A 25347-nucleotide genomic window follows, 5' to 3' on the forward strand; every position below is an offset into this window, starting at 1 on the left:
TATTATGACCTGATACTCCAATAGACGATAAACTGTTTTCACTTACATATCAAACTTAATTTTCTTTCGAATGGCAGAAATTCCATTTTTAGTAAAAGATTTGGCACTCATACTGATGGTTGCAGGCATCGTAACCATCATTTTCAAGAAGCTCAAGCAACCCCTTGTGTTAGGATACATCGTTGCTGGTTTTCTTGTTTCACCACACATGCCATATACCATGTCGGTCATTGATGAAACAGATATCAAGACTTGGGCTGACATCGGAGTTATCTTTACCCTATTCTCACTCGGTCTTGACTTCTCTTTCAAGAAAATCGTAAAAATGGGAGCCTCCCCTATCATTGCAACCATAGTCATCGTGTTCTCCATGATGATGCTCGGCATCAGCATAGGACATGGCTTTGGGTGGAGCAAGATGGACTGTATTTTCCTGGGCGGTATGCTTGCCATGAGTTCCACCACCATTATTTACAAGGCTTTTGATGATATGGGGCTGCGACAACAGAAGTTTGCGGGCATGGTGATGAGCGTTCTGATACTGGAAGACATACTTGCCATTGTCATGATGGTGATGCTGTCGGCCATTGCAGGAGGCAACAATCCTGATGGAGAACAGATGATCGGTTCTGTGATAAAGATTACCTTCTTCCTTATCCTTTGGTTTATAGTAGGCATCTTTGCCATCCCACTTTTCCTCCGTTCTGTACGCAAACTTATCAACAACGAAACCCTTCTGATTGTAGCATTAGGACTCTGTTGCGGCATGGCAGTACTCTCCACCAAGGTAGGATTCTCCAGTGCTTTTGGCGCTTTCGTCATGGGCAGCATCTTAGCAGAAACCATCGAAGCAGAAAAGATTATCAAACTGGTGGAACCCGTAAAGAACCTGTTTGGAGCCATCTTCTTTGTTTCCGTAGGTATGCTCGTTGACCCTAAGATTCTGATAGAATATGCCATTCCTATTCTGGCATTAGTAGGTAGCATACTCATAGGACAAGCCATATTCGGTACCTTCGGCTTCATGCTCGGTGGAGAATCTCTGAAATCAGCTATGCGCTGTGGATTTTCCATGGCACAGATTGGTGAGTTTTCTTTCATCATCGCTTCCTTAGGTCTGTCATTAGGCGTTATCAGCAACTATCTCTATCCAGTAGTTGTTGCCGTATCCGTCATCACGACCTTCCTTACTCCTTATATGATTCGCCTTGCCACACCGACGTATCAGGTAATGGAGAAGCATCTGCCGAAGCGACTCATCAACATACTGAATCATTTTGCGATGAGCCATCCCTCTACGACCCAGCAGAGCAAATGGAAGTCTCTTCTCAGACAAATGCTCATCAACACCGTAGCCTATTCCATCCTTACTGCAGCAGTCATCGCATTGATGTTTACCTTCGTACTTCCATTCACCCGAAGTCTTTTCCCTGGCTGGAAGTTGCATTGGTATGCTAACGCCATCACAGGCATATTGACCCTCGTGCTGATAGCACCATTCCTGCGTGCCATCATCATGAAAAAGAACCATAGCAATGAGTGGAAACGCCTATGGGTAGAAAGCAGCATCAACAGGATTCCGCTTCTCTTCACCATCGTCGTGAGATTTGTTATTGCATTGGCTTTCATCTTCTATATCTGCAATTATCTGACACGTTTCACCGATGCGCTCATGATCATCATCGGCATTGCAGTCGTTTCCCTGATGATAGCATCAAGATGGACCAAGAAGCGAAGCATCAAGATGGAAAGACTCTTCATTCACAACCTGCGTTCAAGGGACATTATGGCACAGGTAAACGGCGAGAAGAAACCGCTCTACGAAGGACATTTATTGGACCGAGACATCCACATCAGTGATTTTGACGTGCCGGAAGATTCGTCATGGGGAGGGAAAACGCTCAAAGAACTGCATCTCCGTGAACGGTTTGGTGTAGATATGAGCAGTATCATGCGTGGTTCACAACGTCTGAATATTCCTAACGGAGATACGGTCATATTCCCAGGAGATAAATTACAAGTCATTGGCAATGACGACCAATTGCAGAAATTTGCAACCGCTCTCAGTACGGATCTCATACCAGAAGACCTGGAAATAGAGAAACGGGAGATGAAACTACGACAACTCATCATCAGCGGTAAAAGTGAATTCTGCGGGAAATCACTTCTTGAAAGTGGAATCCGCGATAAATACAACTGTATGGTTGTGGGATTGGAAGAAGGACAAGAGAACTTAACGAAAATAGCTCCTACCCGTACATTTGAAAAAGGAGATATCCTTTGGATCGTAGGAGAAGAAAGCGACTTGCAAAAAATAATGGAGAGGGCTTAGCCTTCTCCATTATTTTATTTATATTCTATACCTTTATTGGCATTTCTTCAAGGCTCTCATTGCATTCAGTACTGCCAAAACCGTAACACCCACGTCTGCAAAGACAGCCATCCACATGGTTCCCAAGCCAACAGTTGCCAGAATCAGAACTGCCACTTTCACTCCAATTGCGAAGGCTACATTCTCATGGGCTATATGAATGGTGCGACGAGCGATTCTGACAGCAAGAGCAATCTTTCGCGGTTCATCATCCATCAAAACCACATCAGCAGCTTCTATGGCAGCATCACTACCCAAGCCACCCATGGCAATGCCGACATCAGCCCGTTTCAATACAGGAGCATCATTGATGCCATCCCCCACATAAGCCAAGGTCTTGCCCGCTTCTTTTTCTTGAAGTAATTTTTCCACTTCTACAACTTTATCTGTTGGCAAGAGTTCTGAACGACATACATCAAGTCCTATCTGTTGCGCCACCTTTTCAGCCACTTCATGACGGTCGCCAGTCAGCATCACCGTTTTCCCTACACCTAAGGCCTTGAGCTGTGCAATGGCTTCCGCACTACCCTCCTTGATTTGATCATTAATGACAATATGCCCCACATATTTGCCATCTATAGCCACATGAATGATAGTACCCACATGAGAACAATCATGCCATTTTGCCCCGATAGAAGCCATCATCTTCTTGTTTCCCACACAAACCTCCTTTCCATTCACCTGGGCACGAATACCATAACCTGCGATTTCCTTTATATCAGAAACCACGCAGTTATCCGTAGCTTCATCAGGAAAAGCGGAACGGAGCGCTGCACCTATCGGATGATTTGTAAAATGTTCGGCATGGGCTGCCAGATGAAGAAGAATTTTCTCCTGATCTGAATATTCGCCAACATGCACATGATGAGCGCCTGCGGATGAACCGCAAGAGCAGGAATCACCCACATGAACAGCCTCCACAGCAAACTCTCCATGAGTCAATGTGCCCGTTTTATCGAAAACGACAGTACCCACCTTGGCAAGTGCATCCATATAGTTGCTGCCCTTGATAAGAATGCCATTGCGGGAAGCGCCGCCAATGCCTCCGAAGAAAGTAAGGGGAACGCTGATGACCAAGGCACAAGGACAAGACACCACTAAGAATATCAAGGCGCGATTGAGCCATAATGGGAAATGATCACCGAAAGAACCATTGCCCAACCATTCTGATGCAATCCCCATTCCTCCCAACATAGGAGGAATCACAGCCAAAGCAAGTGCGGCAAAAACAACGATAGGAGTATAAACACGGGCAAAACGCGTGATAAAAGCCTCACTTTTTGACTTATTCTGGTCTGCACTCTCTACCAGATTAATAATCTTGGAAACCGTACTCTCTCCAAAGCTCTTGGTAGTACGAACACGGATCAATCCGGTTAAGTTGACACATCCTGACATGATATGGTCGCCTTCATTCAAATCCCGTGGCATACTTTCGCCCGTCAGCGCAATGGTATTCAAGGCAGAGTTTCCCTCTATTACCACACCATCAAGCGGCACTTTCTCACCAGGCTTAATCACGATGATCTCCCCCACTTCCACCTCTTCCGGCGAAACGAGCTCCACCTTTCCATTTCTTTCAACATTCGCCACATCAGGACGGATATTCATCAGGTGCGAAATACTATCCCGGCTTTTACCCTCAGCATATCCCTCGAACAGTTCTCCGATTTGGAAAAAGAGCATTACAAAAACTGCCTCAGGAAATTCAGTCTCACTCCCTGGGAAGAAGCCGATGCAAAGAGCGCCAATAGTAGCTATCGCCATGAGGAAGTCCTCATTAAACATATCTCCTTTGGCAATACCTTCAGCCGCTTCTGCCAAGGTCTCATGACCCACTAAGAGGTAAGGCACAAGATATACGAGCAGCAATTGCCAAGTTGCCAAATCGTATTCTTTCTCAATAAAAACAGCAACTACCAATAAAATGACAGTTACAGCTATCTGAATCAGTTTGGATTTTAAATTTCCTTCCTCGTGATGATGCTCGTGTTCACCGTGGCAATCACAATGATGATGATTATGTTCACCGTGGCAATCGCAATGATGATGATGCTTCATTTCTTCCATAATTTTACAATACATTTAGTTACTACTTCAATTACTTTCTTTATTCTGCTGCAAAATTACGAAAAGGCTTTTGCAACTTGGTTGCAAAAGCCTCTTTTACCAAAAATATAGATTTTTTCCCTAAAATTCCATAGAGAAAGTGATGCCACGACGCATCATATCCTCCAAAGTTGGCTTCATACGAAGGATAAAGCCTTCCCATGAACGGTTCTTTTGCATACTCCAGCCCGCCTCTGCCAAAGCCAAGGCACGAGGATAAGCCTGGTAATAGATTCGTTCAGGCGTATTAATGCACTCACTCCATAGCGTACCAGCCACACCAAAAAGATTATTGTTTTCAAAATCTTTACCCATTCCCCAACCCGGATCAAGACGATACGTATCTTTCAGAGTGGTGACAGGCATTCCCCAATTCACTTCCGGCATATCTCCCTTCGCCATAGGATAATCAAAATAACAATGTTCACCTGGGCAAAGCATAATACGGGCATTGTTTTCTACGGCTGCCTTCAAAGCTTCCTCTGTCAGACCCGAACGCCAGGCAAAGGTAACGCATCCCGGTTGAATTTTCTTGAAATCCAGTTCATACCAGAACATCGGAGTCTTATGATACCGGTTGCGCAAGAGTTCTATCATGCGGTCGAAGAGATAACCTTGCAATTTCCAATTCTCAGAACGGTCGGTCGTGGTAATACCTATTTTTTTCTTCAGCGCCTGACATTTAGGACAATTGGTCCAACAATCCAATGCCGGATTACCTGCCTCATCTCCACCTAAATGAATATAAGGAGAAGGGAATACGTCTGCCAATTCCTTGAAAACATTTCCTAAGAACTCGTAAGTGAACTCATTACCCGGACAAAGTAATTCATCAGAAACACCACAAGTCGTTCGGATTGGCACCTGCACGCCATGACAAGTCAATTCAGGATAAACGCTGATAGCAGCCACTTCATGACCAGGCATTTCGATTTCAGGAACCACCTGCACATGATATTTTGCAGCAAAACTTACCAAATCCCGCATCTGCTCTTGCGTATAATAGCCTTTGATAGGCATATTCATGTCATCCATTCCCCATCTGCTGCTTGCTTCAGCCGTCAAACGAGGATACTTCTTGATCTCGATACGCCAAGCCTGATCATCCACCAGATGCAGATGGATGGCATTCAGTTTGTAGCGGGCCATCTCAGGAATGAAAGCCTTCAACTGCTCATAAGGGATAAAAGTACGGCAAGGATCCACCATCAGTTCTCTGACATGAGTACGTGGCTGGTCTGAAAGCGCCAGTTGAGGAATCGCATCACAACAGTTCTTTGCCCCATTACCACGCAGCAACTGGTCAAAGGTCATTAAACCATAAAATACACCAGCTGCCGTTTTTCCCTTAATCGTTACTCCTCGCTGCAAAACTTCAAGAGTGTAAGCTTCAACGTCAGCAAGAGAAGGATCTATTTCCATCGTTAAAGTCAACTGTTCTTTGCTTCCACCCTTTACGTTCGCTTTCTGTCTGGAAATTCCCTCCTGAGTGTTATTGTTTGTCAAACAGTCCCGTTCAGAAAGGATTCTTTCGGCCTGTTCCTTTTCATTCGCAAGACCATCAGCAGCCACGATATTCCAAATTCCATGCACCTGAAGTAGGCGGGCATCTTTCTTTACCTGCAAGTCCATAGGCACTGGAATCAGGCATTTCATCGGGTCGCATGTTTCCTTTGCCTGCTTCATGTCAGCATAGAACAGGCTCCAGCCCGGTGCCTTCCGGTAAGCCTTCTCGCTCCCCTTTGGAACGATTAACCTACATTGACTGCGATGGATGCCATAGAAAGTCGTGACGTCAGCACGAGGAGGAATCTTGGAATTCACCTTCACGGTCTGTAAACCCGATAAATGGGCAAAAGCATATTCAGCCAACTGTGGAGTTCCTTCGATGACGATATGTTTCAAGTTTTTACAACCCGAAAAGGCAGCAGCATCTACCTGCCTTAAACTCATCGGAAGATGAAGCTCCTGCAAGTTATCACAGGCAAAGAAAGCCTGCGAACCAATCTGCAGCACTCTTTGAGGCAGCAAGATTTTTTGCAGATGATGGCGAGAATGAAAAGCATTCTTAGGGATGACGGGACAAGTAGCTTCACTCAAATCTACATTTCTGAGTTGCCAGCAAAGATCTCTCATTTGCCGGAAATCTGAATTACCTTGAGTGGTCAGGTTGCCCGTCAACTTCAAGGAAATCGCCGTTGTTTTCTTTTCTGCCTTCAGGCTATCCATGTTGGCTACTGTCTGTGCGAACAAAGTTGGCGAACACAGGAGCATGAAGGAAAGTGCTAACATTTTTCTCATACTTATGAATATCATTAGGTTATAGTTATTAATAATTCCAATGGGACAAAAATACGGATTTTATTAGAACTTTCCAAATCTTTTGAATTAAATCTTCTAAAAAACCGGATCTTACTTTATTTTAGAAGATGTGTCATAACGGATTATGAGTTTATTCATCGGATGACACGGAATTTATTCGGAGGTATTCTTGATGAGGCGATTACTCACGGATTTTCGCAGAGGCGACCTATTCGGTCGGTGCAGATACCCACTGAGGTTGGAAAAAGTCCCACAGATTTCACAGATATACACAGATTTTTCTTGGGACGTTTTTTTGTCACGCAGATTTCGCAGATGACGCAGATTTTTTATTCATCGGATGACACGGAATTTATTCGGAGGTTTTCCGGCGGAGGCGATTACTCACGGATTTTCGCAGAGGCGACCTGTCCGGTCGGTGCAGATACCCCCTGAGGTTGGAAAAAGTCCCACAAAGAAAAATCTGTGTCATCTGTGAAATCTGTGGGACGAAATAATCCCCACAAAGAAAAATCTGTGTATATCTGTGAAATCTGTGGGACAAAATAATCCCCACGAAGAAAAATCTGCGTCATCTGCGAAATCTGCGTGACAAAAACAACAGGAGCACATATCGGGCGCGAGCCATTGGCCAGCGGCCAAAGTTCCGCGAAATTCCGTAAGAAATCCGATAAGCAAGAATGCCTTCGATTCATCCGTGAAATCCGATGAAAAAAATGAAGAAACGAAAAAGGTGTGTCATGAACTCCATGACACACCCTATTTCATTGATTGTATTTTTCTTAGATTTCAGAGATATTCTAATACCATTGCACAGCATTAGAATAGCCACTGCGCTTATCATATTTCAAGGCATCCGTCAATGTAGAAGCATTACAACGGAAGGTGAAATTATAACTTGTATAAGGCGAAAGCACCACCGAACAACTCATATTGAAACAGTGGAGATCACGCTGCAAGCTTGCAGTAGTCATACTCATTTTATGATTGTCGAAATCATAACCGGATGAAAAACTGATATTCCAGCCATCACTCAGTCTTACGTTACCACTCATATTCAATGTCTGAGTAAACTTGTATGGATAGCGCATAGACTCCTTGTTGAACTTTTCCTTGCGCGTATCCTCACGCATGGTAACACCATAACCGAAGGTCAGCGACCAAGGCATCTTGAAAGCCATATAACCATCCGAATCGGTCTTAGCCTTGCCACCCTTCTTCTTGGCAGCAGTCTTTCCCTTCTCCAAGGTATCGTCCACATTACTTTCTATATCAGTATCCAGTCCATCCTCGTCCTGGTCCTTACGCTTACTGTCCTTCTCATCATCATCACTCTTTCCACCAAAGAGTTTTGCAAGTTTCTCAGGTGTCAGCGTGAAAGACAGGTTCTGCGACATACCCTGGAATCGACCGAATCGACCTCTACTCCACTCAGTATGAGTACCGACGTATGGATTTCCCTGTTCGTCCAGATCATAAGCATAGGTAGCAAAGACCGCATTCATATTGAACGTATAGTTCTTCCACCATTTCAGACGCAGTTTGATATTCATATCGCTCCAAGGTCTTACCTTCGCCGCCATATTGTAGCTCATATTGATGTCAAACGCATCAATCAGACTGATTTTCTTGAAACCGGTAGAATCCTTATCGCTCTTGACCTTCATTTCCAGGTTGTTGCCTAAAGTGAAAGAGAGACTTCCTGTCTTTCCCTTACCAGGCACACCATAAAGTGAATTCTGGTATGGAGAATAGCTGACGAGCGAAACATTACCATCGGCATCCGTCTTCTGATAAGTTTCCCAATAACCATAGCGGGAAGCACCAAAGTCAGGCGCATAACTGAAGCTTACAGTTGGCGTGATGACATGGCGGATGGCCTGTATCTTATCACCGAATATCTTGCGATTAGGCACCCAGAATCCATAGAGCTTGGTGGACATACCCACACTCATGTTCCAATTATAGACATTATGGAATCCATAGGTTGTATCGCAAACCTCAGTCTGCTTCTGTTCATCCCATGACTTTGTCACCTTATTGGTGTACATACGGTCAGAGAAGTTGAAACTTGGATTGATGTTGATGTACTTGAAGAGCGTGAACGAAGCACTCACTGGAATCTGATGCTGCCATGCATTTCTCCAGTCCTTGATGAGATTACTCTTCATGAACTGGTCTTCCTTCGTATTGATTGAGTTACTGATATGTCCAGTATAACTCATCGCAATCTTCTCATACCATTTCTCATCACCCACCATCTTCTTTCGGCGGAAAGGATAGAAACGGGCAATGGAAATATTGAGGTCAGGAAGTGTCACAGCCAAACTGGAATAACGCATATTCTGCGAAAGGTTGGCAGTAGCACTGAGCGACAGACCAATACTTGAGAATCCTGTACTCCAGCTCACAGAAGAGGTACGCGTACTCTGCGTCATCGTCTGCGGATTATAGAGCGAGTTGAGATTGTTGCGCTCATAGCTGGATGTGGCAAAGTTGACACTTGCCGACAACGAGCTGAAAGGATTGGCCTTCGAGTCCTGTCGATGACTCCACTGCACCTTGAAACTCTCCTGCTCAGCAAAGTCAGGCATTCCCTTGTCACCCGTCTTCGTATCCTGGTAACTGAAGAAGAAACTTCCCGAGTACTTATAGCGTTTGCGGTAATTACTTGCAGCAGAAATACCCCAGGAGCCCTTCGTGTAGATTTCCCCCAGGAGTTTCAAGTCCCACTTGTCATTGACGGCAAAATAATATCCACCATCTCTGAGATAGAAGCCACGGTCGCTTTCATCACCATAGGTAGGCATGATGAAACCACTACTGTAGCTCTTGGTAAATGGGAAGAATCCGTAAGGGATTGCCAAAGGCATCGGCACATCGCACACCACGAGATAAGCCGGTCCGAAAACCACATCCTTACCCGGTCTCACTTTCGCTCTGGAAAGAGAAATATAGAAGTCGGGATGAGGATCATCACAGGTCGTATATCTACCATGTTGCAGATAGATAGCTCCAGTAGAATCACGTTTTGATCGGGCACCCGTCAGGAATCCATCCTGCTGCTCTGTATATACATTATTAATAAGTGCCTTCTTACTCTTGAAATTAAAGGCAATCGTATCCGTATCGTAGGTATCAGAGCCCATCTTGAAGACCGGTTTACCCTTGACACCACCTTCAGCAGTAGAATCGGCGGTACCCGTAGCCTTCACATTACTCTTGTCGATGTCCATGGAAATCTTGTCGCTCGTAAGGTCCATGTTGGTATATTTCACATTGGAATTACCATAGAGATGCGCCACTTTATGGGGAGCATCATAGACGAGCGAATCCTCCGCCGTATATTGCACCGGGGCATCCACGCCACCGGCTTTCTTGCGATTCAAGCTATCCAGTCGGATACTGTCATCGACCACTTTATTATGTTTCCATATAGCCTTCTGCAGCGAATCCATCTGCAGGGTATCATTAGCAGCATCCACCTTGACTTCATTGCCTAAGGAATCCACCCATACAGAGTCTCCCACAGCCAAAGCGGTAGAATCAGCCATAGTCTTCTTCTTTTTCTTAGAAGGCATACCCGGATTGGCCACCATCATGCAGACAGCAGCAAAGAGCAGTACAGCTATAGTTGATTGTTTTCTCATTCAATATCTTTTGAGAAGTTATATTTCAAACAATTTCTCCCATTCCTGGAAGCGTTTCACTCCTTCTTCGCCAAATTTAGCGAGACTTTTCTCTGCCTTTTCTATCGACTTTTCCTCGTCGAGATGGGTTTTGCTGAAAAACTTATCAGCATAGCAAATCACCTTTTCCTCCATTGTTTCGGGAAGGAAATCCTGATGAGGCAGCGGCAGATTCTGCTCTACGATTTGCTTACATGTAATGCCAGCCCCCGTATGTCGTTCGCATACCCGTGCATGGCGTTCATATCCTTCTTTGCGCAGGATTTCAGCTCCCATACGACCATGACAGATGTATGGATGAGACCCAAAACACTGTATGCCCGGAGCATCCGTCAGGAAGATTCCCAAGTCGTGGAGCATAGCAGCTTCCTCGACAAACTGGGCATCCAACTTCAATTCAGGATGATACGAAACAATCTGTAGCGCTTTTCGCGCTACAGATTGACTATGTGTAATGAGGATATGACGAAGTTCATTATCCTCAGGATAATACTTATCTATAATTGCTTGATAATCCATCATTATTCAGCGTTGCGCTCAATGTAAGCGATCACATCACCCTTGCGGATTTTGCTACCCTGCTTAGCATTGATTTCTACGAGTTTACCACCAAGAGCTGCAGGAACAGTCTCAAATTCACCCCAAGGAGCAAGAATGTAGCAGAATGCATCACCTTCCTTATATTCCTTGCCGATGAATGGCTCTACTGCAGGCTGGCACTCACCCTCGCCCTGGAACTCCCAGAAGATCTGACCTGCTACTGGTGCTACGATTGCATCAGCCTTAGCGTGCTTGAATTCTGCGAGCTGAGCTGGAGTCAAGGTGCTGCCGAGCTTAGCATCCTTAGCCTTCTGGAGATCAGCCAGGAAGTTCTTCTTTGCCTGTCCGCTCTTGTAGTTGCGATACTGCTCTGGGTGCATGGCGAGCTCGAAGAGTTCCTCATCGTCCTGACCGTAATCCCAACCGTTCTCGTCCATCTCCTTCTTGAAGTCATCGAGAGCGTTAGAAAGCAATGTATGAGCATCTACGTCTGTGAACTCACGGCCCTGCTTCTTGGCAAGTTCTACGAGTTCTGGATCGATGGTTCCAGGAATCTTACCACTCTTACCGAGGATCATACCCCACATAGAGTCGTCCATCATCACGAAACGGCCCTTGCCCTGCTCCATGGTGAGGAGGTTCATCAAAGAGATGTTCTTCACATACTGGCTGAATGGAGTTACCAATGGAGGATAACCCACGCGTGGCCATACATACTCAACCTCGTCGAAGAGCTTGATCAGGAGGTCGTCCATAGACAATTCTTCCTCACCCTTCTTCTTACGGATATTGTTGATTGTCTGACGCATACCACCGAGGTCTGCCATCATACTACCCATCATACCGCCAGGAAGACCGCAACCGAGCAACAGAGAAGACATGATCTTATTGCCTGGGTTGATGAAGTAACCGAGCCACTCGTCGATGAATTCCTGAGTCATGGCACGAGCCTTCATGTAAGCGCTCATATTGATTTCAGGCACCTCAAAGCCCTCGTTCTTCAACATGCTGATGACAGAGATGACGTCTGGGTGAACCTTACCCCAAGACAATGGCTCGATAGCAGTATCGATGATGTCGGCACCATTGTTGCAGACCTCGAGGATAGAAGCCATAGAGAGACCAGGACCAGAGTGGCCGTGATACTGGATGATAATCTCAGGATACTTGTCCTTGATCATCTTAGTCAACTTACCGAGGAAAGCAGGCTGACCGATACCAGCCATATCCTTCAAGCAGATTTCCTCTGCGCCGGCAGCGATGAGCTGATCAGCGATATTCATATAATAATCGAGCGTGTGAACAGGAGAATTGGTGATACAGAGCGCACACTGTGGAGTCATGCCACCTTCCTTAGCCCACTTGATAGAAGGAATGATGTTGCGCACATCGTTCAGACCATCGAAGATACGGGTGATGTTAGTACCCTGCTTAGCCTTCACCTTGTACATCAATGCACGTACATCATCAGGCACAGGATACATACGAAGAGCGTTCAGACCACGGTCGAGCATGTGAGTCTTGATACCTACCTCATTGAAAGGCTTACAGAAAGCGCGAACTGCCTCGTTAGGATTTTCGCCTGCGAGGAGATTTACCTGTTCGAAGGCACCACCATTCGTCTCAACACGGCTAAAGCAGCCCATTTCGATAATAACTGGGGCAATCTTAGCCAACTGATCTTTACGTGGCTGGAACTTACCAGAGCTCTGCCACATGTCTCGATAAACGAGACTGAACTGAATTTTCTTCTTCATTATTTATTAATGTATTATATTCTAATGATTGACAAATCTATTTTTTGCAATTGATTTTCCATCCAGTAACGGCTGCCATCAAACAGGCCCGAAAGCCCCTTCCTGGCAACGCATAATTTACCAAGGTGCAAAATTAGACAAAAAAATCCAATTATCAGCCTATTCAGCTATTTTTTTGCAAATATTGCATTATTTTATAAAGGTTCTACCGATTTTCACCGATAGAACCTTTGTCATTTCATTACGAATCTGAATGTTTCTCTTACGAAGTTTTCCTATTCCGCATCACCCTTTTCCAGTTCCTCGGTAAACTCCTTATGGAAAGTGCTGAAGAGACGCAGGATTTCCTTGCGTGCCTCTTCCTCCTCATCCCAGAGATTCAGTTCACCAGCGCGATGAGCCAATATCATCTTGGCGCAGCGACGTATCTTGCGCTTGTTGTTGCGTGCCTGCAACTGGTCACCCTGTATAGGTTTCTGATTGATATAGGAGAATGCCAACAGCTGCTTCATGAACATTTCAAACATAGGGTCATCATGACGCCAGTCCTCATCATTCAGCCAGAACCACTGGAAAGCATATTTCTGTTCCAGAGAAATGAGATGACCGCCCAATTCGTCCATTTTGCCGTCAGCCTTCCGGAACTGCTCATAGGCATAATTGCCCAAGACAGTAGGTTCCAATACAAATTCCTCCCCGCTTCCTTCATCCATCGTACTGCCTCCCAAGGTAATACGCCAACGGTAGTTCTTGTTCTTGATCAATGCTTCATGGGCATTCATCATCAGTTCAGACAGTTTACCTTCGCTTGGCAGTTCATCCACCACAGACAGGCGATCACGCTGATCGCGCACAACCAACTTGCCCTCATGCTGGCGAAGCACACACATATAGATGAACCTATCATTGTCCAGATGCAGGGAGAAACGGTCGTTGCTATCATCGCCCACAAATTCATAGCGATAATCATCCACCTTCTCGTGTGGGATTTCCACATCACCGTGCATCTTGTTGCCACTCTTGTCATAAAGCGAGAATCCGAGATAAGGTATCTGTAGGCGCATGGTGACAGGAGCACCCTCCTTCTTCGGAGTCAAAGTGACCAGCAGACCTTCATCGCCGAAATCTTCCTTCTTGCAGACAAAACCGTCTCTTGTCTTTTCCGCCTTTTCCACCTTTACATCGCCATGACGCCAGAAAAGGTCGAAAGTAATGGTATTTTCATCCTCATCAGTTACCTCAATGAAATCTTCCAGATCCATACCCAGGAAAACTGCCTTGGCTGGTTCTATGACTTCATCGTCATCATCCAGCACTCCCACCAGGATTTCTCCCGGCATAGGGTCGTCTTCCCATTCAGCATCTTCAGGAGCATTGGCTGCCTTAAACACGAGATAGAGCATTCTCGCTTCCTTGCGGCTACCATCTTCCTTGCATTGGAACACCTTTGATTCCTTGGGTACATAGAATGGTGTAGATAGATACGGATTTTTGCATAATGCTGTATATTCGATTTCTGTCCACACCGGTTGTGTGTGAGTTGTGTTTACTGTCATCCTTCGTATTTAAATGTTTTTTATTATCTGTCTTTATACATGTTCTCGTAATATTTCTGATAGTCACCGCTGGTCACGTTGTCCATCCATTCCTGGTTGTCGAGATACCATTTCACGGTTTCCTCGATACCTTCCTCAAACTGCAGACTTGGTTCCCATCCCAACTCCTTCTGGAGCTTACGTGAATCAATCGCATAGCGCATATCATGTCCCTTGCGGTCGGTCACGTAGGTGATCAGGTCAAGGTCCTCACCTTCCTTGCGTCCGAGCAGACGATCTACGGTCTTGATCACCACCTTGATGATGTCAATATTCTTCCACTCATTGAAACCGCCGATATTGTAAGTCTCAGCCACCTTTCCCTTGTGGAAAATCATATCGATGGCACGGGCATGATCCACTACATACAACCAGTCTCTCACATTCTCACCCTTACCATATACTGGCAATGGCTTGCGATGACGGATATTGTTGATGAACAATGGAATCAACTTCTCAGGGAACTGATATGGACCATAGTTGTTGGAACAGTTGGTCACGATGGTAGGCATTCCGTATGTATCGTGGAAGGCACGTACGAAATGGTCAGAGCTTGCCTTGGAAGCCGAGTATGGAGAATGAGGATTATACTTGGTAGTCTCCAGGAAGAATTCCTCGCCATAAGCCTCGTGGTTCTTATCGCTGGAAGCCTTGGTTGTGAAAGGCGCAGGAATGCCCTCTGGATGAGTCATCTGCAGGGCACCATACACCTCGTCGGTAGAGATATGATAGAAGCGCTTGCCCTCATAACCCTCTGGCAGACTTTCCCAATAGATTTTGGCAGCCTGGAGCAAAGACAGGGTACCCATCACATTGGTCTGAGCGAAAGTGAAAGGATCCTTGATACTGCGATCCACATGACTCTCTGCAGCCAGATGGATAATACCGTCCACCTGATACTCCTTCATCAGTTTCAGCATCAGGTCGAAGTCACAAATGTCACCCTTCACGAAGGTATAGTTTGGCTTGTCCTCAACATCCTTGAGGTTAGCTAAGTTACCTGCGTATGTCAACTTGTCGAGGTTGATGATATGATACTCAGGATACTTGTTCACAAAAAGTCTTACGACATGTGAGCCGATGAAACCAGCACCGCCCGTTATGATGATATTCTTCATTTCTATATGTTTTTAGTATATAATTTCAATTAGCTACTTTCTGTTCCGGATATTACTTGGCAGCCTCCAGATTAGCAATACATTTCTCAAGTGAATCCACCCAGTAAGGCACTTTCACGCCGAAGGTCTCCTTGATGGAACGCTTGTCGAGCACAGAGTAAGCCGGACGGGTTACCGGAGACGGATATTCAGAACTGTAACATGGTTGGATGTCGCAATCCGTATGTCCTGAGATTCTTGCTATCATCTGGGTGAAATCATACCAGGAGCAAACTCCCTCGTTGGAGAAATGATAGATTCCTACCAGTTTCTCCTGCGCTTCCGCCGTCTTCATCTTCTCTAAGATGGTCTCGATGGCATAAGCCAGATCCAGCGCATAAGTAGGAGTACCGCACTGGTCGAACACCACCTTCAACTGCGGTTTGGTGGCAGTCAGGTTGAGCATAGTCTTGCAGAAATTCTTGCCAAACTCAGAATAGAGCCAAGCGGTGCGGATGATGACATACTTGCAGCCGCTGGCGATGATTTTCTGTTCGCCGTGGAGCTTAGTAGTACCATAAACGCCCGTAGGAGTGCCCTTCTGTTCAGGATTGCAAGGCACATTATAAGGTTCCTTACCAAACACATAATCCGTAGAAATCTGAACGAGCAGACCATCCACCTCCTTCATTGCCTTAGCAAGATTTTCTGGTGCATCCGCATTCAGTTTCTCAGCCAGTGCAGCCAACTTTTCATCGGTTTCACAAGCATCCACATTGGTCCAGGCAGCACAGTTGACGATAGCCTGCACCTCATTGTCCTTCACCATCTTTCGGATGGCATCCATATCCGTAATATCCAGATAAGTAGTCTCCAGACCCTCCACCTGATTGACATCCGTAAAGATATAATGATCAGTAGTATTCTTGCTAACGATACGCATCTCATTTCCGAGCTGACCGTTGGCACCCGTAACTAATATATTCATTTCTATTTATATTTTACAATTAGACCCACTTTTATCAGCATTTTCCAAAGCCCTTTCAGGCCCCTTCCAAGCCCTTTTTACCTTTAAAAGCAAGAACGTTCTTTTTACCTTTTTACTTTTTTACCTTTTTACCTTTAAAAAGGACTCTCAAAGTCTTTCAGCATATCATGCTTAGTATCCTTCTCAGAGAGAATAGCATGCTCTGTAGGAATCTTCCAGTCGATGCCCAAGCTCTCGTCGAGGATAGAGATTCCCCCGTCAGCCTCAGGATGATAGAACTCATCGCACTTATACTGGAACACGGCAGTTTCGCTGAGTACGGCAAAGCCATGGGCAAAACCACGTGGAATAAAGAACTGGCGATGATTATCCTCGGTCAGTTCCACAGCCACATGCTTGCCATAGGTAGGAGAACCCTTGCGAATATCCACTGCCACATCGAGCACGGCACCCTTCACGCAGCGCACTAATTTAGACTGGGTGAATGGAGGGCGCTGGAAATGAAGTCCGCGCATCACGCCATAGGACGACATACTCTCGTTGTCCTGGCAGAAATGGATAGGATGGCCCAGTATCGGAGCCACCTTCTCGTCAAATTCACGCTGAGAGAAACTCTCGAAGAAATAGCCACGGGCATCCTTGAAGATGCGAGGCTCAATGATGAGCACGCCATCAATATCAGTTTTGATTACTTCCATATCTTAGTCCTTTAAACTGTTCTGGTACCATTCATAAAGTTTCTTCACACCATCCTCGATTTCCACCTGATGGGTCCAACCGAGCGAGTGCAACTTGCTTACATCAATCAACTTTCTTGGAGTTCCGTCTGGCTTAGAAGCATCAAACTCCACCGTACCCTCGAAGCCCACCGTCTTCACGATCAGTTCAGAAAGTTCACGGATAGTAAGTTCCTTACCAGTACCCACATTGATGTGGCAGTTGCGGATTTCACCGAGCGAAGGAATAGCACCGCCACGACCCTCAGAATTGTTACGGTCAACGGCTCCGTCCACCTTGGCACCATAGAAAACAGAACTGTATTTCTCGATACCGATGATGTCCTTGAAATCTACATTCAGGAGCACGTGAACGCTGGCATCCGCCATATCCTCGCTCCAGAGGAACTCACGCAGCGGAGTACCTGTACCCCAGAGCACCACCTTATTATTATATATACCATAGAACTCCAGGGCTTTCAGGATACGCTCATGGTCGTTATGACCATCCACGTTGCCCTCGCCGATGAGTTCGCGCAGTTTATCAGTAGGGTTGATCGGACGCTTGTTCATATCCACCTCAATACTGTGCCAGTCGCCCTCATGAATCAGTTTAGCTAAGTAGATCTTGCGCATCATCGCAGGCATCACATGACTGTTTTCCAAGTGGAAATTATCATTCGGACCATAGAGGTTGGTAGGCATCACAGCGATATAGTTGGTGCCATACTGCAGATTGTAGCTCTCGCACATCTTCAGTCCGGCAATCTTGGCAATGGCATACTCCTCGTTGGTATATTCCAGAGGAGAAGTAAGGAGCACATCCTCCTTCATAGGCTGTGGTGCATCCTTCGGATAGATACAGGTAGAGCCTAAGAAGAGCAGCTTCTTCACACCATGACTGTAAGCATTGCTGATGACATTACATTGCATCTTCATGTTCTGCATGATGAAGTCGGCGCGGTAGAGCGAATTGGCCATGATGCCGCCCACGAAAGCTGCAGCTAAGACCACAGCATCCGGACGCTCCTCATCGAAGAATTTCTGAACGGCATATTGGTCGGTCAGGTCCAGTTCTTTATGCGAACGGCCCACTAAGTTATTGTAACCACGTTTCTTCAAATTGTTCCAAATAGCGGAACCCACCAAGCCATGATGCCCAGCAATGTAAATCTTACTATCCTTACTCAACATTTTTACATCAAAAATTTAAGTTATTATTTTCTCCGTGCAAAATTACGATTTTTCTCTCAAAGAATAAAAAGTTTTAGGGATTTATTTTGTATTTATCGCAATTTGATGTATCTTTGCACTACAAAAGGAATAAACATAATGAAAATCAAGACATTTTTAATCATCGGATTTGCCACCTTGGCCATGCTTTCCTGCCATCGTGGTCCCAAGCCACCGGTATCTCAGCAGAACTTGCCCATCAGCATGTCAAAACCAGCCAAGGGCGACAAAGCTATTTACGGACTTGCCTGCATGGGATGCACAGACTCCGTAGTAATCATGCTCCCCAATCAGGGCGGCGATCCTGTAAAATATAATATTCTCGAAGCCAACCGCAACCGTCAGGTATTTGGCAATATCGAAGTGGGCGACTGGATCTGCATCATCCCTGCCAAGGAAAAGAATAAGGCAAGCATGGTCATCGACCTCGACAAACTGAAAGCCACCTGGACCTATCAGGTGATGCCTCATCTCAGAGATGTCACCCACCTCTCCAAGAGGCAGCAGCAGCGCATTCTCGCCAATATGCCCGACAGCATCGTGGAAACCTACATGATTCCGCGCGAATACGGATTTACGCTCAAGCGAATGGGAGAAGCACGCTCCGTGGGAATGGTGGCGACCAACAGTTCGGTAGAGGATGACAGTCCTGTGGAATATCCTAAAGTTCCCCTTTACACAGAGTGGCACGCCTACAACGGCAAGCTGATCTTAGTGAAAGGAAGATACGAGTTTAACAATGTCGTTTTCAACGAGAAGACCACCTACGACACGCTTTCTTTCGTCTATATGAAGGATGATTCGCTCGCTCTCCGTGATTCCCGGGGCAATATCCAGAGCTATCACCGCAAGGCCAATGCGCGGACTGCCAATGCCGCAGCCCAGAAAGCAGCCCAGAAAGCAGCGGAAAAATTCAAGGAAGAACTCAAATAAAGTTTATGCGTTCATCGCTTGAAATCTGAGAGAAATCCTTGAAACAAGACTAAACGAGATGGAGAATTTCCGAAAAATGAGTAATACGACGGAGGCGTTCATGTTCGAACTCCTCCGTTTTTTCATGCGCCCATATCGTATGAAATGGGATATGAATGGCAGAAGCCCCTATCTTGAGGGCAGGTGCAATGTCGCTCTTGAAACTGTTGCCCACCATCACCAATTCCTCCGGCAGCACGCCCAACTCACGACAAAGTCGGCGATAAGCCTCCGGTTTCTTGTCGCTCACGATGCTCACCACGTCAAAATATCGCTGCAGTCCCGATCGCCAGAGTTTATTCTCCTGATCCTGCAGTTCGCCCTTGGTAAAGACCGCCAACTTATATTCCGTCTTTCTGAGTTTTGCCAAAGTCTCCTCCACCTCTTCGAGCGGTTTGGCATCCAGTCTCAGCAGCGTCTTTCCCAATTCCACCGCTCTCCCTATCACGCGGGCAGGCACCTTTCCGTCGCTCACCTTGATGGCATTTTCCACTAATGAGATGGTGAACGCCTTGACGCCATATCCCAAGTCCTCCATGTTTCCCCCTTCCGTCTCAAAGAGTGCAGCAGAGATTTCCTCCTTGCTTCCATAGTCAGAAAGCAAGTCACAGTACTCAGCCTCCACTTCCTCGAAGTAAGTCTGCAAGGCCCAGAGGGTGTCGTCGGCATCAAAAGCGATTGCCTTGATATGATCCAGTTTTTTCATATTTCTCATTTTTCATTTCTCATTTCTAATTTGTAATTTCTCATTATATAAGAACCCCATCTGCAAAAATAATACTTTTCCCCGAACTGACAAAGAAAAACGCGCAACAATCTGCAAAAAGCGACTGCTGCACGTCCGTCATTCATTCAATCTTAATAGAGAATTACTTTTCAGAACCAAAAGTTATTATTTATATCAGAATATGATCTCTTTTTAGAAACGAGTCATAAACTCTACTACAATCTTGTCCTTCTCAGAAGTCTTTGCCACACCACCGTTGCGATAGAAATACTTCTCGTAGTTGATACGGATGTCAGAGATGAAAGGCTTGGCAAGACTGAGCGTCACACCACCAGTCACACGATGGCGCTTATAGTCGTTGATTTTCAACACGCCAGGGTCCTCATCCGTAGCCCCATACCGGGTGCCATCACTGTGGTCGCTCATGAAATCATATCTTACCAATGGAGAAACCTTCCTGATCAGACTCTTCTGGTTGGCCACTGGAATATCATAGCATACAAAACCGTCAAAGGCGTGCACATCATGAAACGCATTCTTGGAATAATGCTTGAAGAGGTATTCCACCTCAGCGATCAGACCGCCACGATGGAAGGTAACACCCGCATCATACATATTGACAGTGACATCAGAAGGCTTGATTTTCTGCGTACTCAGCACGAGATTCACATTCGGGAAGAGGAACTGCGCCTTGGCAGAATAGTTGATGCCTTTGGTCCAGTAATCCTTCTGGTTGGTAAGACCAGAGCCGTTGAACACACCCGCATTCACGATGATAGGGAACCCCACGTTCCAGGTATAACCCACCTCAGCACCGACATCACGCACATTACCCACCTGCTTGGCGATAAACGAGCGGTTGGCGAAATACTGCTGATGAGGCGAGCGGTGCGCATCGATGGTGAAAGGCACACGTTCCTGACCGATAGTAAACTGGAGCGTACTCCATGGTTTGATACGGGTATAAGCATCGAGCATCTTGATTTTGCCCTCATCGCAGAGGTCGATTTCCGCCTTGTAGCTCACCTCTTTGGTCACATTACCAGCAACATAGATGCGGGCAGTTCTCACTTCGAAGCGTCCCTCCCCTTCCTCGGTCTGGAATTCGTACTTCGAGCGTATCGTACCGCCAATCTTCGGAGTACGGTCAACCTCCTTCTTTTCATCCTGAGCAAACACCGCTGCAGACAGCATAGTGCAGAGCAGCAGGGCCATTGTCTTCTTCTTCATATTCACATTATTAATATATTAGCACACATCATGAGGCCATAGCCTTTATTCGGGTGCAAAGATACGAAGAATATATTTCTTTCTTACGACACGGATGTTACAAAATGATGAAGAAAGCCCAAATCATATATTCCAGACATTCCATGATATGAAACGTTACCGATACATTTTTGCCTTTTCCCTTTGTTATTTCAAATAAAATGATTAGTTTTGCAGATGCAAAGAGTCTGATAAGATATTATCACCAGAAACTTAAAAGAAAAAACCATGGCAGAATTGAAATTATATCCAGTAGGAATCCAGACTTTCGAGGAAATCATCACCCGAAATCTGCTGTACGTAGATAAGACGGAATATGTCTATCGCATGACTCATAGCGGTGGCAAACATTTCTTCTTAAGCCGTCCACGCCGTTTCGGAAAGTCATTGTTGGTTTCTACCTTAAAGAGTTATTTTCTGGGAAAGAAGGAACTCTTCAAAGGGCTTGCCATCGAAAAGTTGGAAAAGGACTGGACGGAATATCCTGTCCTGCATTTCAGCATGGCTGGCGGTAAACACATGGAGAAGGACCAGCAGGAAAGATACTTGGGAAACCGGCTTGCAGAACAAGAAAAAGTATGGGGAATCAAGACTCCCGCTGTTGATGCGAACGACCGTCTCATCGCACTCATTCAGACTGCTTACGAAAAGACTGGCAAGCAGGTGGTAGTACTCATTGATGAGTATGACGCCCCTCTACTTGATGTTGTGCATGAAGATGCTCATTTGAAAGATTTGCGCAATGTGATGCGTAATTTCTATAGTCCTTTGAAGGATTGCGAACCTATGCTTCGCTTTGTTTTCCTGACTGGCATCACTAAATTTTCGCAGATGAGCATCTTCAGTGAACTCAATAATATCACCAATATTAGCATGGATCATGAGTACGCTGGAATCTGCGGTATTACCAAGGAGGAATTGGAGACTCAGATGTCAGCAGATGTTGATGCATTAGCAGTTAAGATGAATCTAACCCGAACTCAGACTCTTGATGCATTGCGAGAGTTTTATGACGGTTATCATTTTGCAGCTCAGTCACCAGATATTTTCAACCCCTATAGTCTGCTGAATGCTATGGCTAAAAGTAAGTTGGATTATTATTGGTTTACTTCAGGCACACCTACCTATCTGATAGAAATGCTTAAGAAATTCCAGGTAATGCCTTCGGAAATTGGAAGTTGCGAGGCAGACAAATCAGACTTTGACGCACCGACCGAAATGATGGTGTCCATCATGCCTTTACTGTATCAAAGTGGTTATATAACTATAAAAGGATACGACCCTGAAACTGAGCTTTTCACGCTTGATATCCCAAACAAAGAAATCCGTGTTGGTTTATATCGTAGTCTCTTACCTAATTATATAGGTATGACTACGCCTAAGGGAGCAACCACCATCGCAAAGATGTCGGCTCTTATTCGCCGTAATGATATGAATGGGGCTTTGCAGATGCTTCAAGCTTTTCTTGCCACGGTTCCGTATTGCAACAATGCGGATTCAGAGGGGCATTATCAGCAGATGATGTATGTGATATTCTCTATTCTTGATAATTACGTGGACGTAGAAGTTCGCACTCCGTCAGGAAGAGTGGATATGGTACTGAGAACTGCTACGCATCTCTATCTCTTTGAGTTGAAACTCAATAAGGATGCAGCTGCAGCGATGAAGCAGATTGACCTCAAGGAATATCCTAAACGTTTTGCTCTATGTGGCTTGCCAATCGTAAAGGTAGGCGTCAACTTTGATGTCGCTTCGCATAATATCACGGATTGGAAGATAGAAGCTTATACATAATGGTGAAATTGGAGTACCCAAACATGCTTATTCCAAATATTTATACTAACTTTGCGACAAAATAAAAATATATAAGGAGAATCGCTCATGGATAGTAATATCACAAAGAAGAAAAATGCCAAGCGCGAATACATTTATCGCAAGCGCATCCCTTACGGAATCATGAACTTCGTTACCGTGAGAAGAGACGACTGCTATTATGTAGATAAGACAGATTTTATAGAAGAAATAGAAAGATCCAACATGTATTTCTTCTATATCCGCCCTCGTCGTTTCGGCAAGAGCCTTACCCTCTCCATGCTCAAACAGTATTACGACATCAATATGGCTGATAGGTTTGAGGAACTGTTTGGAGGATTGTATATCGGCGAGAATCCTACACCTGAGCATAATACCTATCTGATTATCTCGCTCAACTTTGCCGTGGTGGATGCCAATCTTGAGAATTACAAGAAGGGACTCGATGCACATTGCAACACAGAGTTTAACTACTTCTGCGATGTGTATGCACAATATCTGCCTGCCAACATCAAAGAAGAGATGAACAGGAAGGATGGCGCAGTAGAACAGTTGGACTATCTTTGCAAGGAATGTAAGAAGACAGGACAGAAAGTGTATCTCTTTATTGATGAGTACGACCATTTCACGAATACTATCCTGGCAGAACCAGACTGTCTCAACAATTATCAGGCAGAAACTCATGGCATGGGTTATCTCCGTAAGTTCTTCGACACCATCAAGTCGGCTACCGATTCCACCTTAGAGCGGGTTTTCGTAACGGGCGTCAGTCCTGTTACCATGGACGATCTGACCAGCGGTTTCAACATCGGCACCAACTATTCCCTTTCATACGAATTCAACGAGATGACGGGCTTCACGGAAGAAGAGGTGCGCGAAATGCTCACTTACTATACCGAAACCCTCCATCTCCACAACTACACCGTGGATGAATTGATAGACCTGATGAAACCATGGTACGATAACTATTGTTTTGCAAAGGATTCATACGGCGAAACCACCATGTACAATTCCAACATGGTGCTCTATTTCATCGATAATTATATCAGAAACCGAGGAAGACTTCCTAAGAATATGATAGAGGAAAACATCCGACTGGATTACAACAAGCTCCGTATGCTCATCCGCAAGGACAAGGAGTTTGCCCACGATGCCTCTATCATCCAGCAACTGGTAGAAAACGGCTTTGTGGCTGGCGAGCTCAAGACCGGCTTTCCTGCCGAGCAGATAGGCGACCCGGATAATTTCGTGAGTCTGCTCTACTACTTCGGCATGGTTACCATCGCAGGAAATTATCAGGGAAAGACCAAGTTCGTGATACCAAATGAGGTGGTGCGAGAGCAGCTGTTCAAATACCTTCTCGACACATACAAGGAGAACGACTTGCAATACGATTCCTACGAAAAAGGAAACTTAGAAAGTGCCTTGGCATATTGTGGAGAATGGAAGCCTTATTTTGAATATATCGCCGACAGTCTGCATAAATATTCATCCCAGAGAGATCATCAGAAGGGGGAATATTTCGTGCACGGATTCACGCTTGCCATGACTTGCGACAACAAGTTCTACCGTCCGATATCCGAAAAGGACACCCAGGAAGGCTATGCCGATATCTTCCTCTGTCCGCTTGTTGACAACTTCAGCGATATGCAGCATTCCTACATTGTAGAGTTCAAATATGCCAAGTCTAAGGATACCGCTGCGCATATAGAACAACTCAAGCAGGATGCCATCAGGCAAGTGAATAGATATGCAGAAAGCGAAGTAGTAACTTCTGCAATCAAGACCACGCAGCTACACAAGATTATCATAGTGTATAAAAGCACGGAAATGGTGGTTTGCGAGGAAGTGAAATAATCACAAGGCGTACGCTCCTCTGAACGAGGGAACGTACGCCTTGTTTATTTTATTCCCCACCCCCTTTCTCAAAATAGGAATCTAATTCCTTCTTCACATCGAAACAAGGACAGGCTTTGGTGGAAAACTCGTTGTGGACGTGGATAGTGAATACGGGGAATAATTTTGCCCAGAAATGACTTTGACCAAATGACCGATCGTAGTATGCATTGTCAAGAGACGTTTTGGTGATTTATAGCAACTGAACCTAATATCTATATTTTTAGTTAAATAACGTTATCAAAAAGTTACAC

At 45.4% G+C, this 25347-nt stretch carries 16 protein-coding genes; 4 read left to right on the plus strand and 12 right to left on the minus strand.

Features of this window, described 5'->3' with window-relative positions; all coding sequences use genetic code 11:
• The first annotated feature begins 70 nt into the window (after positions 1-70).
• The gene (locus EXN75_RS00590; protein WP_134842379.1) at positions 71-2332 is read left to right on the plus strand and encodes a cation:proton antiporter domain-containing protein; all 2262 of its coding nucleotides are present in this window, start codon (positions 71-73) and stop codon (positions 2330-2332) included.
• Positions 2333-2365: 33 nt separating this feature from the next.
• Here the strand turns inward: EXN75_RS00590 and EXN75_RS00595 are convergent, their stop codons facing one another.
• From EXN75_RS00595 to EXN75_RS00640, 10 genes are all read right to left on the minus strand, one after another.
• Complete coding sequence (locus EXN75_RS00595; RefSeq protein WP_134842380.1) at positions 2366-4441, minus strand: heavy metal translocating P-type ATPase; 2076 nt, start codon at positions 4439-4441, stop codon at positions 2366-2368.
• Between the two features lie 120 nt (positions 4442-4561).
• Positions 4562-6781, minus strand: coding sequence for a family 20 glycosylhydrolase (locus tag EXN75_RS00600; RefSeq protein WP_134842381.1), 2220 nt, complete (start codon positions 6779-6781; stop codon positions 4562-4564).
• Between the two features lie 821 nt (positions 6782-7602).
• The gene (locus EXN75_RS00605; RefSeq protein ID WP_134842382.1) at positions 7603-10452 is read right to left on the minus strand and encodes a putative LPS assembly protein LptD; all 2850 of its coding nucleotides are present in this window, start codon (positions 10450-10452) and stop codon (positions 7603-7605) included.
• Between the two features lie 18 nt (positions 10453-10470).
• The gene (locus tag EXN75_RS00610) at positions 10471-11010 is read right to left on the minus strand and encodes an HDIG domain-containing metalloprotein (protein ID WP_134842383.1); all 540 of its coding nucleotides are present in this window, start codon (positions 11008-11010) and stop codon (positions 10471-10473) included.
• A gap of 2 nt (positions 11011-11012) precedes the next feature.
• A complete protein-coding gene (locus EXN75_RS00615) occupies positions 11013-12788 on the minus strand; it encodes an oxaloacetate decarboxylase (RefSeq protein WP_118118425.1) in 1776 nt (591 codons plus the stop codon).
• Positions 12789-13063: 275 nt separating this feature from the next.
• The gene (locus EXN75_RS00620) at positions 13064-14344 is read right to left on the minus strand and encodes a hypothetical protein (protein WP_246031244.1); all 1281 of its coding nucleotides are present in this window, start codon (positions 14342-14344) and stop codon (positions 13064-13066) included.
• A 23-nt stretch (positions 14345-14367) separates the two neighbouring features.
• On the minus strand, positions 14368-15501 hold the full coding sequence (locus tag EXN75_RS00625; protein ID WP_134842384.1) for a dTDP-glucose 4,6-dehydratase: 1134 nt from the start codon (positions 15499-15501) through the stop codon (positions 14368-14370).
• A 52-nt stretch (positions 15502-15553) separates the two neighbouring features.
• The gene (rfbD, locus tag EXN75_RS00630) at positions 15554-16468 is read right to left on the minus strand and encodes a dTDP-4-dehydrorhamnose reductase (protein ID WP_118118429.1); all 915 of its coding nucleotides are present in this window, start codon (positions 16466-16468) and stop codon (positions 15554-15556) included.
• A 134-nt stretch (positions 16469-16602) separates the two neighbouring features.
• Complete coding sequence (gene rfbC / locus EXN75_RS00635) at positions 16603-17166, minus strand: dTDP-4-dehydrorhamnose 3,5-epimerase (protein WP_134842385.1); 564 nt, start codon at positions 17164-17166, stop codon at positions 16603-16605.
• 3 nt (positions 17167-17169) lie between these two features.
• Positions 17170-18378: a GDP-L-fucose synthase family protein gene (locus tag EXN75_RS00640; protein ID WP_134842386.1), complete on the minus strand. Its 1209-nt coding sequence runs from the start codon at positions 18376-18378 to the stop codon at positions 17170-17172.
• A 138-nt stretch (positions 18379-18516) separates the two neighbouring features.
• On the opposite strand from EXN75_RS00640, the gene EXN75_RS00645 reads away from it, so the two are divergent.
• On the plus strand, positions 18517-19350 hold the full coding sequence (locus tag EXN75_RS00645) for a lipocalin-like domain-containing protein (protein WP_134842387.1): 834 nt from the start codon (positions 18517-18519) through the stop codon (positions 19348-19350).
• A gap of 49 nt (positions 19351-19399) precedes the next feature.
• Here the strand turns inward: EXN75_RS00645 and EXN75_RS00650 are convergent, their stop codons facing one another.
• Together EXN75_RS00650 and EXN75_RS00655 are read right to left on the minus strand one after the other, a co-directional pair.
• Complete coding sequence (locus EXN75_RS00650; RefSeq protein WP_022110868.1) at positions 19400-20095, minus strand: HAD family hydrolase; 696 nt, start codon at positions 20093-20095, stop codon at positions 19400-19402.
• A gap of 213 nt (positions 20096-20308) precedes the next feature.
• Positions 20309-21310, minus strand: coding sequence for a porin (locus EXN75_RS00655; protein ID WP_246031247.1), 1002 nt, complete (start codon positions 21308-21310; stop codon positions 20309-20311).
• Between the two features lie 303 nt (positions 21311-21613).
• On the opposite strand from EXN75_RS00655, the gene EXN75_RS00660 reads away from it, so the two are divergent.
• Positions 21614-23179 (plus strand): ATP-binding protein, encoded by a 1566-nt coding sequence (locus tag EXN75_RS00660; protein ID WP_134842389.1) that lies wholly within the window; start codon positions 21614-21616, stop codon positions 23177-23179.
• Between the two features lie 87 nt (positions 23180-23266).
• Positions 23267-25054, plus strand: coding sequence for an ATP-binding protein (locus EXN75_RS00665; protein WP_134842390.1), 1788 nt, complete (start codon positions 23267-23269; stop codon positions 25052-25054).
• The last annotated feature ends 293 nt before the right edge of the window (positions 25055-25347 follow it).

Source organism: Segatella hominis (assembly GCF_004535825.1).
In the GTDB taxonomy this organism is placed as follows: Bacteria; Bacteroidota; Bacteroidia; order Bacteroidales; family Bacteroidaceae; genus Prevotella; species Prevotella hominis.

Coding starts and splice junctions, on each gene's coding strand:
- EXN75_RS00625 (WP_134842384.1), bottom strand. CDS start 15,501: ATGAAGAATATCATCATAACGGGCGGTGCTGGTTTCATCGGCTCACAT.
- EXN75_RS00640 (WP_134842386.1), bottom strand. CDS start 18,378: ATGTTGAGTAAGGATAGTAAGATTTACATTGCTGGGCATCATGGCTTG.
- EXN75_RS00595 (WP_134842380.1), bottom strand. CDS start 4,441: ATGGAAGAAATGAAGCATCATCATCATTGCGATTGCCACGGTGAACAT.
- EXN75_RS00615 (WP_118118425.1), bottom strand. CDS start 12,788: ATGAAGAAGAAAATTCAGTTCAGTCTCGTTTATCGAGACATGTGGCAG.
- EXN75_RS00605 (WP_134842382.1), bottom strand. CDS start 10,452: ATGAGAAAACAATCAACTATAGCTGTACTGCTCTTTGCTGCTGTCTGC.
- EXN75_RS00600 (WP_134842381.1), bottom strand. CDS start 6,781: ATGAGAAAAATGTTAGCACTTTCCTTCATGCTCCTGTGTTCGCCAACT.
- EXN75_RS00620 (WP_246031244.1), bottom strand. CDS start 14,344: ATGACAGTAAACACAACTCACACACAACCGGTGTGGACAGAAATCGAA.
- rfbC (WP_134842385.1), bottom strand. CDS start 17,166: ATGGAAGTAATCAAAACTGATATTGATGGCGTGCTCATCATTGAGCCT.
- rfbD (WP_118118429.1), bottom strand. CDS start 16,468: ATGAATATATTAGTTACGGGTGCCAACGGTCAGCTCGGAAATGAGATG.
- EXN75_RS00660 (WP_134842389.1), top strand. CDS start 21,614: ATGGCAGAATTGAAATTATATCCAGTAGGAATCCAGACTTTCGAGGAA.
- EXN75_RS00645 (WP_134842387.1), top strand. CDS start 18,517: ATGAAAATCAAGACATTTTTAATCATCGGATTTGCCACCTTGGCCATG.
- EXN75_RS00650 (WP_022110868.1), bottom strand. CDS start 20,095: ATGAAAAAACTGGATCATATCAAGGCAATCGCTTTTGATGCCGACGAC.
- EXN75_RS00610 (WP_134842383.1), bottom strand. CDS start 11,010: ATGGATTATCAAGCAATTATAGATAAGTATTATCCTGAGGATAATGAA.
- EXN75_RS00665 (WP_134842390.1), top strand. CDS start 23,267: ATGGATAGTAATATCACAAAGAAGAAAAATGCCAAGCGCGAATACATT.
- EXN75_RS00655 (WP_246031247.1), bottom strand. CDS start 21,310: ATGCTGTCTGCAGCGGTGTTTGCTCAGGATGAAAAGAAGGAGGTTGAC.
- EXN75_RS00590 (WP_134842379.1), top strand. CDS start 71: ATGGCAGAAATTCCATTTTTAGTAAAAGATTTGGCACTCATACTGATG.